We start from the raw sequence: 17412 nt of genomic DNA, 5'->3' as shown, positions 1-17412 counted from the left end.
ACTGCGCCATTTGGCACAGTGGGTTTTATTGTTAGCTGACTGACTTATCAATCTGCTCTTTGAGCATTATGCTCTCTTTCTTCTGTAAACAGAAATTCCTGCTATAGCTGACCCTGATAGAAGTAGTACCATGATATCAGCAAATGAATTTGAGCTTTCTCCTGTCTTGGTAGCACCTCTATATACTGGATCTTTCTTTGCCGCTCCCGGAATTCCCGGATTACCAGCTCTTCCCGGCTTTGTTATTACACCTGTTCCAGCACTTGGCTTAGAACCTGCATTAGTGAAGCTATTCTCTACAGCTCCATTTCTGAAGAATATCTTAGCAGTGTGATTGCAGCTAGCGAGAGTTTTTATATAATCCTTCTTGAAAGCAATCTTAGCGCTTCCCTTTGTCACAGTGTAATTATCAACAGACACCAGTACACCATCTACCGTAACGTGTGAGAAGTTGTCGTAAGTGTCTTCATCGTTTGTCTTTTCTTTTACCACGATTGTGAATGTCTCGTCTTCTCCGTTCCACTTCAAAGAATCTCCGTTTGCGATGTAGTACTCGGCATCCGGAATTTCACCGTACTCGATTACGTTGTTGTAGATAGACATTGTGTTCATCATGAACTTGACCTTGTCGTCGTCCTAGCTGAACTTAACCTTAATCGGCTTTCCATCCTTATCGATGTAATATACCTGTTTTACATTCTTTCCAGCAGGAACTTTGCGGGTTACTTCAAATGATCCATGCGCTAGCTTCGAGATTTCCACGCGAGCCATGTTAATCGTGTCAATATCGACAACCTCGTAGTCTTTTCCTTCAAACTCTGTTACAGCGTTATTTGGCAAGACTCTCTCATTCAAACCGTACTTACCCTCTGTTCCGAAGTTCAGTCCGGTGATCTGCACATTGTCGTCGTAGCTAGAAATTACTGAATCATGCTTATGGTCATCCGCCTTGTCAAATATTGTAAGCGATAGAACGTTTCTACATCTCAAGTGGTCGTATGGGTGCTTTCCAGAGTTCCACTCCGACTTATCCTTTACAGTAAGCGGGAATGAATCCATTGCGTATGTGTTTCCTTCAACCTCAATTATGTAGTTGTTGTCCTAGATGAGGTCACATTCGATAAATCCATCCTCGTCTAATGTTACCGTCACTGTGTCGATTGGGCTGGTAAACTTGAATTTCACATTAGGCGCAGGAGCTTCATTATCCTGTTTGTCCTTATAAAATACAGGCAGCTGAACTTTTACTCGCTTCTGATTACCCAATCCGGTCGTAGGCTTAGTACGCTTCGTTAGAACTAACTTGTCTACAGTTTTGCCATCTACCTTGTAGTTCTGAGGCATAACCCCACTCTTGTTCAGCGTGATATATGCGTTATCCATCTCATATTCGCTGTCGTGAATGGAAATAATATAGTTATTATCCTTAACTAAATCCACATCCTTAAGCTTTGAGTCCGCCGACACTGCATTAGCTTCATACTGCTGTGTTGTGCTGTCGTAAACGGAGAACTTAACCGCTTTAATTACAGGAACTTCGTGGCCATTTTCTTTTGATTATATTCTTTCTTAAATAAGTCATTACTTCTCCTTGCTTCCCATCTTAATTAATAGTAGTAACTAAAAAACTCTTAATCATTGACTACTTTAATAAGCAATCTTGGATTAAGAGCTTTGAGATTTTAGTTTACTATTCAAAAAATTATTTTTTAAATAGATATTTTCAATGCAGAATTAGTATAAATATACATTTTTTATCTACCACTATGATCGAATCCTTTAGAAACGGCGTTGTTATTATTAGGTAAAATAACACGGGAGTTATTCAGAATCTCAATCTGTTTTTTCATATCCTTAATACAAAGTATAGCCAGATTCATTCCGAAGTCCTGTCTGAGCACTAGTCTCTGTACATCAATATCCTTGATATTCTCTGGCATTGGATATGCCGGTACCATCCACCCCTGCATACGTAGACGATCTGCTAAATCATAAAGTGTCCACTCTACATTAACATCATTTTTGAGTTTCCAGCAGACAATTGGAATCTGCTCTGCACCCTCAAGCACTTCAAAAATACCCATCTTCTCAATCTCGGAAGCCATGTATCTCGCAACCTCGATAGTACGCTCATGGATTTCTTTGTATCCCTTAAATCCATTTCTAAGTAGCATATAATACTGTCCGACAATCTGCGATGCGCTACGAGAGAAGTTGATAGCCATAGTTGCTTCCTGACCGCCTAGATAGCTTACCCAGAAAATCATATCCTCAGGGAGCGCTTCCTTACTGCGCCATATTATCCAGCCAACTCCCGGATATACGAGCCCGTACTTATGTCCAGATGTGCTTATTGACCACACGTTCTTGAGACGAAAGTCCCACTCTAAATCTGGTTCAATAAATGGAGCAACCATACCACCAGAAGCTGCATCGACATGAATACGAATAGGCATATTAGGATGTTCAGTGTTGTACTTCTCGACAAGATTATCGAGAGCCTTTACATCATCATATTTCCCTGTATAAGTTATACCAAGTATAGCTACAATCCCGATAGTATATTCGTCAACATAATCCATTACCGTATCCATATTTAGTGACATGTGATCAAGATCTATTGGCACAGTTCTCATCTCTATGTCCCAGTAGCGGCAGAACTTTTCCCAGCACACCTGGTAAGCCGATGAAATTACGAGATTTGGTCTTCTCTTAGTAAATCTATCTACACCAGCAGCATCTGCAAGCTTTTTCCATCTAAAGAGCATTGCTAGTCCACCGAGCATGCACGCTTCAGATGATCCAACCGTTGAAGTTCCGAGCGGTTCTTCACTTTTGTCTACATTCCACAACTTTCCAATAATGTCTACGCATCGATTTTCAAGATCTGCGGTCATTGGATATTCATCCTTATCAATCGCATTCTTTTCAAAATTCTCAGCCATCAGTTTTGTTGCCTCTGGTTCCATATATGTCTGACAAAATGTTGCAAGATTCTGTGTCGCATTACCCTCAATGCTTAGGTACTGTCTAATCATCTCTGCCGCAACAGCAGGAGCAACAGGTTCATCATTAATCTTGTCCTTTGGAATTGCAGAACCACTAATCTCAGTACCGAAAATAGGTGTACGGTACCCCGTATCATCATTCAAAGAAGATAGACTATCATTAAATTTTACTTCGTTATTTTCCGAATTTTTCATTTCCGTACCTCTTTTCACTATTAATTAATATTTTTTAATTTATCTTTTTTAACTTAATTATATTATTGCTTATAATTATTTATTTTTTACTGCTTTTAGCTTTTCTGTTCGAAGACCATCTGTATCTATTTGAGTAAATAATCAATGGTGTAGCCATCGAGATGATAAAGAATACTATCAATATAATTTGATATACCCTGTTATCTGCAGCCGTAAGCTTTGATGAAGGGAAGAATGAAATAACCAGTGTTGCAATAGTCATAAATAATCCAACTGCTGCAACAATAAGCTTAACTGCATTTCCACCAGGAATATGAAATTCACGTTTACTGTCACCTTTTCTAAGTATCAATACAAAGTATCCTAAGAAAAAGAGTACATAAGCAGCTAGATATATTACAACTGTAAGTCCGATAGCAGTTAAGTATCCGACGGATGAATCAGAACCACCAGAGATAGCAATTGAACCACAAAGTACAGCATCCCAAATTGTTACAATAACAGCTTGAACCATAATTGTGAATACCGATACTCCGTTCTTATTTGTCTCGGCAAATTTCGCTGGGAGAATGCCATCATTTGCAGCTTCAAGTAATGCTTTTGATGGACCCACAATCCATGCAGAAATCTCTGCGAAAACTCCTAGTGCTAATAGAAGAGCGATAACGAATACAAGCCAACTAAACTGCTTTCCAAAATGAATAATATATATATTTTCGAAAGTCTCAATTACTCCATAAGAGAGATTTCCATTTAATGTTTTAGCTGGAAGCGTAGTTGCAACTGCTAGACCACCGAGTGCATCCAAACATATAGTTAATATCGTCAGCATAATCATAACTTCAGGATACATCTTATTTGGTTCCTTAAGTTCATGAACATGTGATGCAGATGCTTCAACACCCATGTAAGCAAGAATAAATGATGCAAAGATTACAAGAGTATGTGTATCAGAAAAATTAGGTACTAGCGATTTTGCACTTAAGTCTATCTGCGATTTTCCACCAGTCATAAAATAGGCAACTAAGCCTATAATAAGAACTAAAATTGGAATTGCAATTCCTGCGGTTAAACCAATTTTTGAGATTTTCTCAGTGTACTTAGTTCCTCCAAGTTGAGTAAATGTTAAAGCCCACACGATAATCGCAACACCAAAGAACATTGCTAACGGATTCTTGTATAAAGCATCTAATTTGAATACATAAGCCAGAGCAGCAAGGATGAAAAAGCACATGGTTACAAATCCAACTGTTATCTGAAACCATTGAAAGAACAGTGCCGAAAATCCCCATCTCTGACCAAGAGTATTTCCTACCCAAGAATATATTCCACCTTTTTCCCATCCATCGACAGTAGCCATCTCCGCTGAACAAAGCGAAACTGGCAGAAACCAAAATAAACCTCCTATTATTAAGAAGAACACTAACTTAAATCCAGAAGATGCAAATGATGGATATTCATATACAGTCATAACCATCGAAGCAGTCATTGCGAAAAAGCCAAAGACTCCAAGCTGGTGTATTTTTCTTTTCTTATTTAATTCTTTATTATTCATATTAATACCCCTTTCTTGCCTTTATATTCCTCGCTATACTTAAGCCTAATATTAAGTATACTTGCTAGCTCAAAATATTTAATCCTTCACACGTTCGTTATATACCTATCTATTATACAATTCAAGAAAATAAAAAATTGTTTTTTTAATATGCAACCTCCATATTTAGCACTTGACTTGACAATTCAAGATATATTATTTCGATATGAATGTCGGATAGAGGGTAAATAAAGATAGGTTGGGTAACTACTCTATTATCACACTAATAGTAGTCAATTACCTCAACATTCATTCATTTTCATTATAGAAGTTCTATAATTCTATCGTTAAGCCTGTCATAAGTTTTTAAATCTTCGTCTGTAATTTTTATGTCTGCATATCTAGCAAGTTCACACAGCATTTTAAAGATATCTTTTGAATTCTTTCCTTCTAAATTGCATATAGATTCATCTGTTATGCAAGTAATGTTATGAGCCGCACGATTACGTACACTTTCTTCTATGTCTCTTATTTTGTAAATAATCTTTTTAATGTTTAAGTCGATTCCACCCTTGCCATTTTAATCAATAATTGCAATATAGTCAAATGACTTTACATATTTATTGGTTTCTTTTACCCAAGCTGAACCCGACCTCTTATCAAATCTGACTAATGAATTTAAGTCAACAATTTGCGTTTTCTTGATGATCATCTCTAGTAGTTTTAAGAATACGGGTGAAATAGATCGAATATAATCCGCATACTCCTCTTTCTCTAGCTTGATTTTCATAATCATAAGATATTCAAAGATGTTCCAATGGTCGCCCTGCTTAATTGGATAAATATCGTACTTTACCGACTTTGCTTTCTTCTCACAGTTTGATTTATCAAGCTTTAGCCTAGCAGAGCCTGCTTCTATTAGAGAGATTGCATCCTTGCTAATATAATCTCTAACACTATTAGCAACATCTAATGCCGCTCTATAGTCATATGCTTCTATATGCTCTTGGATGATGCTTCTTCTAATCTCAGTATTAAGATTAGTTATATTGGACTTGGCACATCTATTTTCAAAGGTTTCGTCTGAATTATCTAAATTTAATTCCCACTGAAGCTCAACATCGTAGTCGCCTTTCACGTCTTCGTGTGTATTAACTTCTTTATTCGGGCTTGATACCTGAATAGGAATCATAGGTCTTTCGGTAAATGCTGTTAATGTTTGTAAAGCACTTTTCATAGCAGGGGAGCCCGAGGATATGTTAAGAAGCAACTCATCCTCTTCTTCAATACTGCTACATAAATCCTCAAGTATCTCTTTAAAGTCGAGAAGAATCGGGTCAAATAAGTGAACATCTACAAGATCCTCTCTTATCATCCACTCAAACTCTATTTTCTTACCCATCATTTCTTGTAGCTTATTTAGGCAATAGGAATATCTATTATCCGTGTTTTCATATCCATTAATCTCTTTTGAAAGAAATAGAATCACTTTGTCTGGTCTATATTCTCTAATTATGTGCAATAACGCCCCGTCTCTCTGACTAGATATTGGATCTGTACTTCCAACTGGTGAAAATAGTATTCTTTTCATAACAACCTCTCTTCTTTGTGTTTAAAATTAAGACTAACACTAAACTACAATAACTTCCTCTTCATATACGCTATACGATTCACCGAGCAGTAGCACCTCATTGCTACTATTTAGCCGGTAAATTCTTACATTATCTTCATTTGAAATAATCTTCTTGATGCCCTCTATAATTTTAATATACTGACTTTTATTTATTAATGCTTCAAAGGCAGATCTTTGAACTCGTGTGCCGTAGCTTTCGAGTAATTTAACCATCTTAGTGCGCCGCTTGTTATCTATTATATCGTAGATGATTAAAACCAACTTCTTATCAGCATCTTCAATTATATCAGTAAAATCATATCGTTCTATGTTTATTAAGCTCATCATTAAACTAGCGTATTATTACTGGCGCATATTCGTTGACATCTTTGTTTGCTATTGCAATTCTCATCCTACGGCATTGTTCTTGAATGGATTTCCTCATTGTTCTTTCGGCCTGATCATAGAGAAGATATCGGCTGGTTCTGTTCATAGTTTTTTCAAACTTATTTATGAACTTAGATAACCCTTCTCTCGTTAGGAATACACCTTGAGAATCATCTGCATATTCAAAATGTTCCGTTTTAATCTCATGTCCTTGCACCAAGCTGAGTACAGTTGAATCTACTATCACGCTTCTCCACTCTTCCATTAGGTCTGAAACCAAGGCTGGGTGATTTGCATAATTTTTATGCAACACAGCATAATACGGAGACATTCCTTCATTCTCAACTTTTGGGTATATCTCATACATCAATAATGTATATCCAAGACTCAACATAGAGTTAAATGGGTCTCTTGGCGGTCTTCTACTTCTCCCATTAAATTTAAAATCCGGCTCTATTATTTCACTTAATGCCTCAAAGTACGTCTTTGCTGCCATTCCTTCATAGCCCAGTAATCTTTCCACTACGTCTGCACATTCTGCTTTATCACGGTATATTTTCATATCCTTTATCAGCATCTCTAGCTTGACAGTGTGTTCCTTCGCATATCTTCTAAGCACCACCTCTTGATTCCTAATCTTCGCAGAAACAATCCGTTTGCATAATTCCAGACCAAACAGGGTATCTCTAAAGGTATCTATTTGTTGTTCTAAAACTTCTACTTTATGATGAGCTGTTGATTCAAGTCTACCAAAATACTTGCCTTTACCCGAGAAGAAGCTGACAGATATACCGTTCGTTAGACAAAACTGAATACACTGTGTACTTAAAACGGCATTCCCAAATACAGTAATACTTTCAACTGTCTGTTTCGGAACCGACCTCACGGTCTCATCCCTGTTTTTAATGGTAAGCCGTCCTCCCTCGACTCCAACTTTCGTTTCACCGGTAGTCACATATATATGAGCCATATTTCCCTCCACAAATGAATAATTACAACGGCTTATTGGTTCGTCCCCTCTCGGAGTTTTCATTTTCTAATTGGCAAGTAATCAGACTAAAGAGTTTAGAAAGTCAGTTTTCGTCCCCTCTCGGGGTTTTAGTTTTCTAATTAACAGATTAAATAATCATAAAAAGAGAATTACACACCTTTTTTCGTCCCCTTTCGGGGTTCTCGCTTTCTAATAATGAACAGAACCCAGAGTTTGTGAACTGGCGTGCAAAGTTTCCGTCCCCTCTCGGGGTTCTCGCTTTCTAATTAATGACAAGCAAGCAAAAAGAACGCCAGCTACCTATATGTTTTCGTCCCCTCTCGGGGTTCTCGTTTTCTAATGTTTGGCTAGATTCTATTTGATTAATGGTATGCGTTGGTTTTCGTCCCCTCTCGGGGTTTTCGTTTTCTAATAAAGGCATAGTGACGATTTCGTAGAAGCTGATTGGTTTTCGTCCCCTCTCGGGGTTTTCGTTTTCTAATCCTATCTCTTTTCCTTAAATTCTTTGACTCATGCACTTATGCATTGTTCTTTCTTTTATCAATTACAGCTACAACTATAGCCAGAATTATGATAAGTAGCTCTATTAGCATAAGTTCAAACTGCAAGACAAGTAAAATACCTAATACTGGAAATAGCATAAATAACGCTACAATATAAGCTACGCAAAAACCAGTCATACTCTCATCAGTATTTGAATCAATTCTACGCACAGTAAGAAGCAGATAGGCTAAAGTAAGCAATTCAACTAACAACATTCTTCTTAACATGGTTTCGCTATATCCAGAATTCCAAACTATATAATACGCAATTGATTGTAGTATAAGCATTATACTGCTACATGTTAACATCATTTGATTTTTCTTCATTTTATCTTTCCACCTCTATTTCTTTCAAATAACGCAGTCAAGATCTCTCAAGACCAGACTAATAAAGTTTTCGTCCCCTATTGGGGTTCTCGTTTTCTAATGTACGCTCTCGAGGTTTATAAGGAATTTAACCGCAAACCGTTTTCGTCCCCTCTCGGGGTTTTTGTTTTCTAATATTTTGGTTCTGCCAGCGCTTTAGATTTGCCAAGCTTGAGTTTTCGTCCCCTCTCGGGGTTTTTGTTTTCTAATGAATACCTCCCAGAGTTTAAACTCCAGAAGGTGACTTTGTTTTCGTCCCCTCTCGGGGTTTTTGTTTTCTAATTATTTATAGTTTGATTTGATAGTCAGATTTAGAAGGTTTTCGTCCCCTCTCGGGGTTTTTGTTTTCTAATTCCAAAAAACTATCGAACTATTCACGGACACATTCTTAAAGTTTTCGTCCCCTCTCGGGGTTTTTGTTTTCTAATGCCTACGCAGTAGTGGTTGAAGCAAGAAGCTTAGGTTTTCGTCCCCTCTCGGGGTTTTTGTTTTCTAATTATGAATTACGAAAGAGAAGAAATGATAACAAAAGGTTTTCGTCCCCTATCGGGGTTTTCGTTTTCTAATATATATGGCTAACTTATTATTAACTACTTTTGATGTTTTCGTCCCCTATCGGGGTTTTCGTTTTCTAATGAACACCTAATGCACAGACGAAAGCAACAGAGAAAGTTTTCGTCCCCTATCGGGGTTTTCGTTTTCTAATGGCGTGTGTTGGACAAGTGTGATTTCAACGTTTTCCTTTTACTTTTGCGGCTTAAACTTATTTTTATCATTCTTATCCAACACACTTTCATAATAATCGGCTCAACCTATTAAAATTTCAACAACGGCTTAAAGTTTAGAAATTTTTATACTGCATGGTCCCATTTGCACTAGTTCACCATCATATTCTGTCAATTTTACAATATGAGGTGATACCCCCAGCTTATAATCATCATAATGTCTGTGCTCGTCTCTTTTATCATTACTAACAGTGTTATTAATGATGTTACCTATTATTTTAACCTTATCGGCTTCGTTTTTAAGTAGAGAGCTTGTCACCGTTTTTGTATGATAACCTGCACCCCCACCTAAATAAATTACATTGCCATAGTATGGAATTTCCTCCTTAAATTTGAGTAGGAACTCTTCATTGTAATTATTAAGGAAGTTCTCAACTGCATTTTCTATGTATGAAATATCTTTTTTAAATAGTGCCGTATCAATAGTTAGATTGAACTCAATTTTCGTTTCTGGCTTTATACATTCTCTGAATATAGGTAGCCCATCACCAGGATCGCCATCTAATTTAGCGTCTATCTTCTGGCATAATGTAAGATTATTAAAAGACAAAGGCTTGCTATCAGATATTTTTATTCCACTCATGACATCATTTACTGCATCATCATATTTGCTACCTTCTCGATTGATGGTTCTAAAATATTTAATATCCAGTTTATTTGCTTCTCCACTGAGCTTATTTTTATTATCCCCTGCATCAGGTTTTCTAAGTGCACTAATTACATCATCATTTGAGTTCGTGTCTTTTTCAATACTTTGGGATAATAATACATTTCTAATTGCTCCCTTTATACTACTTCCCGGTATGTATGGCTTACCATATCCATCCTTTATAAAAGTCTGAATACCCCTAACCTTATTTACATCAACTATATTCTCACAATCTAGAGAGTACTTAGATGTTTGGTGAATTATGTCATTAATAATCTTATTCTCTTTGGCCCATTCAAATAGCCCTCCTCTTGCATTTGAAAGCATAAATTTTTCAAAAGAGGATAGCCAATTATTATTACTTAGATAATTAAAAAGCTTTATCTCATCAATTATATGGGCTGTATTATCGCGTCTATTTAAAATCCATTCTTTTTTCCCAATTTCATGACCAGAACCTATATAAAGCGGTCCAAGTGTCTCAATCGTAATTATATATCTCTCAAGATAGTTACTATTTACCATTGCTGACCTCCATAAAAATAGGATTCGCATAACGATAGACCGGATGTTTCCCTTTAATTGCGACATCTTTGATTAAGCCTTTAAATGGTCTACTAAAAACTGATCCCGCGCGAAATAAGTAAAAGTCTTGCTTCTTAACAAGGTTATCGGAGTATGTGGAAGAATTTATAAAACCACTCCTTTTAGATAAAATATAGTTTGAATTTTCGCACACATTTTCAAGATCCATATCATCACACATACCTACTGATAAGCTCATTACACTTGAAGATTCTTCTGCTCTCTCAATTTTATCAGTAAGGCTAACCGGTAGCTTTACTTGTTCCGAATTGAATTTACCAAGACCGGAACTTACTTTTCCACCAATTCCCACATAGCTTAAACTATGAAGCAATTTAGTAATCATATTAAGAGCGTCCTCATCACTATATCCTACGATTAGGTATAGTCCCGCACCTTCAGAAAATAAATACGTTCCAACCGAATATGGCTTAGTATCCTCATTAGTCTGGATAACCGCTCTCGTTATAATATCCGACTTACCAAGATTAGATAATATCTCAGACTCTCTTCTAATATCCATGCTTCCATCTAGATATTCATCTATGAGATTTACATTGATAAACTCTAATTTTTTTGCCTTTTTCTTGTCATCAATATTTCTTTCGCTTTCGATAGTTATCATTGGCTTAGGAATGTAATAACTATCTCCGATAAAAGGAAAGGCATCAGACAATTTTATCTTTTCGTTCTTTACATAAGATACAAGTTCTTCTATGCACTCCAATTTAACAGCCTCATGGCACAGAGCAGAAAAAATTGTATCCGCATATATTTTGTTATCTGAATTTTCTAAGCTTCCATTACCAAAATGTACTGATGTAGAGAAAACTAGCTTAAATCCTGTATACTCCATGACTATTTCCTTTTCAGTAATTCATTGCACTTATCAAGTATTTCTTTATTTATGTCACCTACAACACAATCCACATTGATATTATCTATTGTTACTCTTCCATATCCGCGTGATCCGTGACCTCCGATATAGTCATAGCTCAATAGTTTTAATCCAAGGGCTACTGTCTCCATATCTTCAAGTATTTCTTTTTCATTCTCTTTTTCAACATTATAAATTATAGTAAGTGGAAATTTAGCACCTCTTACGACACGCTCTATTTGCCTTGGATTTGCCTCTGCAGTTATTGGATTAATTGTATTTTCCTCTTTAACCTCAGTGCCATCTTCGACATCATTCTTTTTAAGCTCCTCTATATTCTCCATTATCATGTCTGAAAATATGAGTCTGCTTGGTTTTGGGTGATTATTATTGCCTGCACCTGCACCAAATAATCTTGTAACCTTATCGTCCTGATCATTAAATTTGGGAACTATATCGTCATTGGAATATGCTTTTGCTACCAGGCTTCTGATTTTTCCCTTTAGAGAACTCCCCGGTATATACGGGATTCTTAAGAGTGCATCCTTTGCTACAGGGGAAATCATAGCTCCTATCACTGAAAATCCATCGGAAGCTCCAATATGCATTCCTGTTTCCACATTAATTGTTCCTGTTATTTTAATCTTGCTATACATATCTTTTACCTCCGTTATTTATCTCTTCCACCATAGAACTTATGAAAAGCAACCAGCGATTCCATGTACTTACAGAATATAAGTGCTTGTTCCCTGCTATTTCCTATACTTTCCAGATGATTCATAATATCTGCTTTTTTAATAAAATCTACGACAGTTTTCTGCTTTTCTTTTAAATCACGCCCATACTCATATGCAAATTTCATTCTCACATATTGAATATAACTCATTATTTCATCAGAAAGCTCTTCCTCTCTATATTTAATCAGCTTGTTATAGAGAGTATTAGTTAGCTCTAGCATGTTTCTAATCTTTGATGTAGTAATCATCGGTGTTTCTGAAGTTTCTCGTGGATTTTTTCCGCCTTTCTTCATAATTTTGTTTTGGATTACATCTTCAGCGAGACTTGCGAAATTTAGTTGTGTTAATCGTTCCATCTTTACTTCTCCTCTTCCTTTCTATGTAGATATACATAAATATAAATTGCAGTTATAAGCTCTCGTCTATTTTCACCTTTAGGGTCATTAGATATCCACTCATATAATTGTTTTGAAAACGCTTTGTATTTTTCTTCTTTCTCATCTGAATCCTTTGCACTTGCCTGCATCCTTCCCAGTAAGTATGCAAGTCTTGCAAGATTTATTATGTCATCAAGGTTTTTTATGTAATTCAAGAGCCTATATATTGCTGCCATGCCTTTCTCATCATCTGAGAAGAATGACTCAATCAACACATATTTTTCTCCCATTACACGGCTATTAAAAATATCCCATTTGTAAGTCTGTTCACCACAATCAAACTCGTACTTGCAATCTTGGTTGTAGACATCCTCAAACAATGTGACTGCATTTTTATCTTGTACCCTCTTTGAAGCTTCTTCCAGCAGTCCTGTCTCTCTTGCGATAGCCTTTACAGGATATTTCTTCGGGAAAATTCCTATTCCTGCAGATATAGTTAGGGTTCCTTGTGAATACTTTTTTAGTGAATCAGACAAGTCTATTGCGAGACCTATTACGTCATCCCAAGCACCTACTATAAATACATCGTCTCCACCTGAATATACAATAGTCGCATTTCGCTTTGACGGCTTTGAACCATCTATCATGTATTCTCCATTTTCAAGAATATTATTGATATGGAGTTTGAAGAACATGCTTAATTTTCTGGAGAAGCTGGCTGTTCTTGACAGACTTGTGTGTTCGGGCTTAAACCCGCTTATAAAAGTTTTGCCAAGATTATCTACATCAGCTCTTAGTACTCCTAGCTTATCAATTCCTGTTGAAGCTTTTGCTAGTGCCTCGAACGATGATTCTGACGAGTAATCGCCTACCCATAATCGAGTCGCTACATTTACTACTGTGTACATTTTATTTTTGCTATAAGACCGCACATAACCGCTTCCGCTTGTATAAATTCTATGCTTTAGACTTTCTTCATCCTCCATAAGCATATACTTATCAAATGGCAACTTTATACAATTCTTAACCTTATCTTTCTCTTCGATAACTGTTACAAACCCGAAAGATTTATTCAGAATATCTCTGGATATTCTCTTAAACGAATCGCAATACTCACAGATATCTTCAGCAGTTAGATGATCCACTCTTCCGCAAACTTTACACTCCCTCGTAGATTCTTCATTTCTAAAAGAATTCATGCGTCTAATCTCATTTGCCGAGTAACGAGATATTTTTTCATTTGATAACGCTTTAGAAACTTCTTTAAATAATTTTTCATATGATCCTTTAGGAGAATTCTTCAGAGTATTTGCCGAGCAAGGCTTGTATCCCATAGCAACATACAAATCAATCCCATAGTTATCAATAAACCACTTTTTCGTATCTGCTTTAAATGTCTTTATCTTTTCTATAACTTCATCTGTGTTAGGAAGCAAGATATACGCATGGCCACCACCCGAATAGATGAGATTAGCTCTAGATAAATTAACTGATTCAAGCAGCTCGTCTATAATGTGTTCCAGCATTATTTCCAGATAAAATGACTTGGAGCGCAGACTTTTCAAGGCTTCTGAACTATCAACCTTGTATATGAAGTTCTGAATTCCCGATATGTCCATGCTGAATAGTAGAAAATAATCTTCATCATAAGATTTGTTACAGTCATCTACAAGTGCCTTCTTATGATTCTTTATTCCCTTACTTTCAAGATACTGATATACACAGCTACCTATGGCCGCAGTAATTTTCATTTGGTCATAGAGAGATATGTCAGCAAGTTGATTAATGTCTGATGAAGAAGGGATATATGTGAGTTCCCCCTCGAGTAGTGACAGTAGTGAATTTACATATTCACCGGTTATCTCAAATTTCTTAATACCATTCTTGATATTATTTATTATATTTTCATACTTCTCTTCAGAATAATTAATGGTATTATCTACTGGATAATTGATTTCTCCACTTTCGTTTACTTGCTCCGGTTCATATACTTTTGTTTCATTATTACCATTGATTATGTTAAATACTGACTGAAGTGGAGCGATTCTATTTGAAACATCATATTCTTTTACTGCGTACTTTCTATCATCTCCTAGGGTTTCTCTAGTCGCAACATCATTCGCCCAGCAAGTTATATATGCAGGTGAATCTTCTGAAATACTCGCCCCAGTTAAACTATTGTAATGTTGAAATTTAAGTTGTTCTAATATTGATTCATTATTAATACCGGCATCTTTAATAAACTGATATCCTTTTTCGCAATTATTCATTTCAGCGTTATTTTTGCATAGCACTATGCCGATATCGTGGAACAATCCTCCAAGGATAATTTCAATCTGTTTAGCGTTCACAAATTACTCCTTTCTTGCTTTCGGAAAGACATTAATCGCTCCCATTCCTATAGCTGTTTTGATACCTACTCCTGAATACTTACCGCACTCACAAAGCATATTAATTAAATTTACAAACTGCTTATTCCCTCCAATTTTTATGGTTATACTTCCAATAAATGACGGAATCTTAACACCTTCAAGATGAAACATCTTACTTCTGAGGTTATACCCTACAATGCTTACACGCTCTCGTATTTCCTCCATTATTTCTTCTGAAAATATTTGAGTTCCCTGTGATACGCAATCATGTTTATTAATCAGACTCATGAAAATATGTTCAACTGTTGGATAGAATTGGTAAGTGTCGTTAACTTTAAATGCAGTTGGCGTTAAAAAATTAATTCGGACTATTCTCGGACAATCGCCAAAATATGTTTTATCGAGTACTTCATCATATTCTATTGCACCAATTTCATATTTAACAACATTTACCTTTTCATCTTTGTATTCCAGATAGATTTCATTAGGCTTCGAAGCAATTATCTTGTCGATTATGTTTTCTTTTGCTTCTTTTGTTAAAGTCGTAATAATCCACTCAATTGTATCGTCTTTTATTTCAACATGTTGTGTATACGGTTTGAGCCCATTTTCATGAAGGGTTATGGCATAGTCTGAAGATATAAACTGCATTAATGCACCGTGAAGAATAGAGGATATATTCAAATCATATCCGTTTTTGTTTTCTAGAATAATATTTAATTTGCAGAACATAGTTCCTCCATAACACAAAAAAAAATAAAACCGCAATCTGATTATACCATTATTGTATCTATATAAATACAAGTCTGTGCTTTTTATTATAAATTAATTCTATTTAAAATTATTACTGATTCTATATTAATATAAAATTAAACAACCCTCTCTCGTTTAAGAAGACAGGGTTTGAAATACACTATGAATGTAACTACATTGCGTTTATTCCTTGAGCCAATTTACATTCAAACTGCTTGTTTATCTCTTCGTTTAGTTTTACTCGCCATGAAGCTGCAAGGTTTGGATGGAATGCTCCCGCTCTAAACGACTTACCGAGATCTGACTGGGCTGCGTTTATCTGTTCAGCTGTGTTATCTCCAGTGCTGAATAGATTATTTGTAGCATTTTCTATATCATAATTCCTTAATAAGAAATTAGAAAGCTCGAATACGAGCTTTCTGAAAATTGTCTACTGACTTTGCTTTGCTAAACGCTCCTGTTCCGCTAGGCGCTCCTGCTCCGCCTTCTTGTCCATCTTGAACTGTTTACGGAATTCTTCTATAGAGCTAGGTAGCTCTGTAATATCCGATTTATTGAAAAGTAAATAATAAGCTCTATCCTCATCGTAAGAATGATTATCACCTTTTGGATAACCCAATACATACTGTCCTTTTGCGGTTTTAATAACTTTTCGCTCTGCAGTTCTGCCATTTTGTTCCGCGATATATTTTTCTACATCAAATATTCCAGTGCAATAATAATTAATCCTATTCTTTTTTACTGCAGATACATCTTTAAATTGTACATATGCACTATCTGTTGTCTCTAAAATATAATTGCCATTCTTTACCCTGTATTTACCAATGTATATATATATTTCCGGACAGCTTCTATACCCATCCTCAAAATAGTCTTCATCTTTCCTCCTGCTGTCATCATACATTAGCACATATGTCCCATTCTTTTTAAATTCAATATAATATCTTGGATCATCTTTATCAGGGTATTCAGTATAGTACCCGCTCATGTACACAGTATCGTTCTTTATTTCTGTAGTTCTTTTTGGCAACATAATAATCACGATAGTAGAAACGAGTAAAATCAATATTATGCAAGCAGCAGTTATTCTTTTATGTTCTATTAGTTTTACCATGTCCGCACCTCGCTTCAAAATCAGCTACTCTCTTTCTCCATACTATCTTATCGTTATAATCCAATTTTTTAGGCGCTTTAAATACCACACTTTCTCCATTAGCATCTTTTAACTGATTCCCATTCTTATCAAGCACACATTTAGAGTTCTCTCTAAACTGCGGTTCGTAATTTGGGTTCGAGGGTTCCACATCTAGCACCGTATGTACTTTGTCATTGCTACGTGCATAATTGAAGCTAGAGCAGTTTACCTTAGCATCCTGTGTAGCGTCTTTGTCCAAGAGTGTAAGAAATTTACCATCCCCATTAATTATAAACTCTGAACGAAATCTGGCATTAGTAACAACTTTTAGGTTTATTCCTCCATTTGCGTAACTGTGTCCATCTGGATAAATATACTTTCCTTTTTCAGAATCGTAGTACGCTTTCTGGTGAAGTCTTGCAGATTCCTCTGCTGTCCAGTTCCAGATTTTCTCTTTTACTATATAGTTGATTAGTTTTTCTTTATCTGTTCGGCCTTCGTAGTTGT

Annotated in this window: 16 protein-coding genes, 1 pseudogene and 1 CRISPR repeat array; all 17 genes and pseudogenes read right to left on the bottom strand. The window is 36.0% G+C overall.

Annotation, left to right across the window (positions count from 1 at the left end; genetic code table 11):
- Nucleotides 1-66: 66 nt before the first annotated feature.
- Entirely contained in the window at nt 67-615 is a 549-nt protein-coding gene (locus tag AXF17_RS01735; RefSeq protein WP_094233533.1) for a hypothetical protein, read from the bottom strand.
- Nucleotides 616-636: 21 nt separating this feature from the next.
- Nucleotides 637-1059, bottom strand: coding sequence for a hypothetical protein (locus tag AXF17_RS01730; protein WP_094233532.1), 423 nt, complete (start codon nt 1057-1059; stop codon nt 637-639).
- 42 nt (nt 1060-1101) lie between these two features.
- On the bottom strand, nt 1102-1467 hold the full coding sequence (locus tag AXF17_RS01725; protein WP_094233531.1) for a hypothetical protein: 366 nt from the start codon (nt 1465-1467) through the stop codon (nt 1102-1104).
- A gap of 287 nt (nt 1468-1754) precedes the next feature.
- A complete protein-coding gene (locus AXF17_RS01720; protein WP_094233530.1) occupies nt 1755-3203 on the bottom strand; it encodes a glutamate decarboxylase in 1449 nt (482 codons plus the stop codon).
- Nucleotides 3204-3282: 79 nt separating this feature from the next.
- Nucleotides 3283-4758: an amino acid permease gene (locus AXF17_RS01715; protein WP_094233529.1), complete on the bottom strand. Its 1476-nt coding sequence runs from the start codon at nt 4756-4758 to the stop codon at nt 3283-3285.
- Between the two features lie 301 nt (nt 4759-5059).
- Nucleotides 5060-6328 (bottom strand): annotated as a pseudogene (csm6, locus tag AXF17_RS01705) (type III-A CRISPR-associated CARF protein Csm6).
- Between the two features lie 39 nt (nt 6329-6367).
- Nucleotides 6368-6697 carry a CRISPR-associated endonuclease Cas2 gene (gene cas2 / locus AXF17_RS01700; RefSeq protein ID WP_094233526.1) on the bottom strand — a complete coding sequence of 110 codons (330 nt, stop codon included), beginning with the start codon at nt 6695-6697 and terminating at the stop codon, nt 6368-6370.
- 4 nt (nt 6698-6701) lie between these two features.
- The gene (cas1, locus tag AXF17_RS01695) at nt 6702-7706 is read right to left on the bottom strand and encodes a CRISPR-associated endonuclease Cas1 (protein WP_169711295.1); all 1005 of its coding nucleotides are present in this window, start codon (nt 7704-7706) and stop codon (nt 6702-6704) included.
- 539 nt (nt 7707-8245) lie between these two features.
- Nucleotides 8246-8596, bottom strand: a complete 351-nt coding sequence (locus AXF17_RS01690; protein ID WP_094233524.1) for a hypothetical protein — start codon at nt 8594-8596, stop codon at nt 8246-8248.
- 65 nt (nt 8597-8661) lie between these two features.
- Nucleotides 8662-9341: direct repeats of the CRISPR family, unit length 35 nt; unit sequence GTTTTCGTCCCCTCTCGGGGTTTTTGTTTTCTAAT.
- 128 nt (nt 9342-9469) lie between these two features.
- The gene (gene csm5, locus AXF17_RS01685; RefSeq protein WP_157682520.1) at nt 9470-10594 is read right to left on the bottom strand and encodes a type III-A CRISPR-associated RAMP protein Csm5; all 1125 of its coding nucleotides are present in this window, start codon (nt 10592-10594) and stop codon (nt 9470-9472) included.
- Nucleotides 10584-11510 carry a type III-A CRISPR-associated RAMP protein Csm4 gene (gene csm4, locus AXF17_RS01680; RefSeq protein ID WP_094233522.1) on the bottom strand — a complete coding sequence of 309 codons (927 nt, stop codon included), beginning with the start codon at nt 11508-11510 and terminating at the stop codon, nt 10584-10586. The genes csm5 and csm4 overlap by 11 nt, the downstream gene beginning before the upstream one ends.
- Before the next feature lie 2 nt (nt 11511-11512).
- Nucleotides 11513-12187 carry a type III-A CRISPR-associated RAMP protein Csm3 gene (csm3, locus tag AXF17_RS01675; RefSeq protein ID WP_094233521.1) on the bottom strand — a complete coding sequence of 225 codons (675 nt, stop codon included), beginning with the start codon at nt 12185-12187 and terminating at the stop codon, nt 11513-11515.
- A 14-nt stretch (nt 12188-12201) separates the two neighbouring features.
- Nucleotides 12202-12624: a type III-A CRISPR-associated protein Csm2 gene (gene csm2 / locus AXF17_RS01670; RefSeq protein ID WP_094233520.1), complete on the bottom strand. Its 423-nt coding sequence runs from the start codon at nt 12622-12624 to the stop codon at nt 12202-12204.
- A gap of 2 nt (nt 12625-12626) precedes the next feature.
- Nucleotides 12627-14996, bottom strand: a complete 2370-nt coding sequence (gene cas10, locus AXF17_RS01665; RefSeq protein WP_094233519.1) for a type III-A CRISPR-associated protein Cas10/Csm1 — start codon at nt 14994-14996, stop codon at nt 12627-12629.
- Between the two features lie 3 nt (nt 14997-14999).
- A complete protein-coding gene (gene cas6, locus AXF17_RS01660; RefSeq protein WP_094233518.1) occupies nt 15000-15749 on the bottom strand; it encodes a CRISPR-associated endoribonuclease Cas6 in 750 nt (249 codons plus the stop codon).
- Nucleotides 15750-16200: 451 nt separating this feature from the next.
- On the bottom strand, nt 16201-16884 hold the full coding sequence (locus AXF17_RS01655; RefSeq protein ID WP_094233517.1) for a glycoside hydrolase family protein: 684 nt from the start codon (nt 16882-16884) through the stop codon (nt 16201-16203).
- The coding region (locus AXF17_RS09120) for a DUF3114 domain-containing protein (protein WP_169711294.1) at nt 16862-17412 on the bottom strand (551 nt) is incomplete at its 5' end. The genes AXF17_RS09120 and AXF17_RS01655, both read right to left, overlap by 23 nt.

This window comes from Mogibacterium pumilum (genome assembly GCF_002243385.1).
GTDB classification, from domain to species: Bacteria; Bacillota; Clostridia; order Peptostreptococcales; family Anaerovoracaceae; genus Mogibacterium; species Mogibacterium pumilum.
This window is presented reverse-complemented; position numbering and strand designations above follow the sequence as displayed.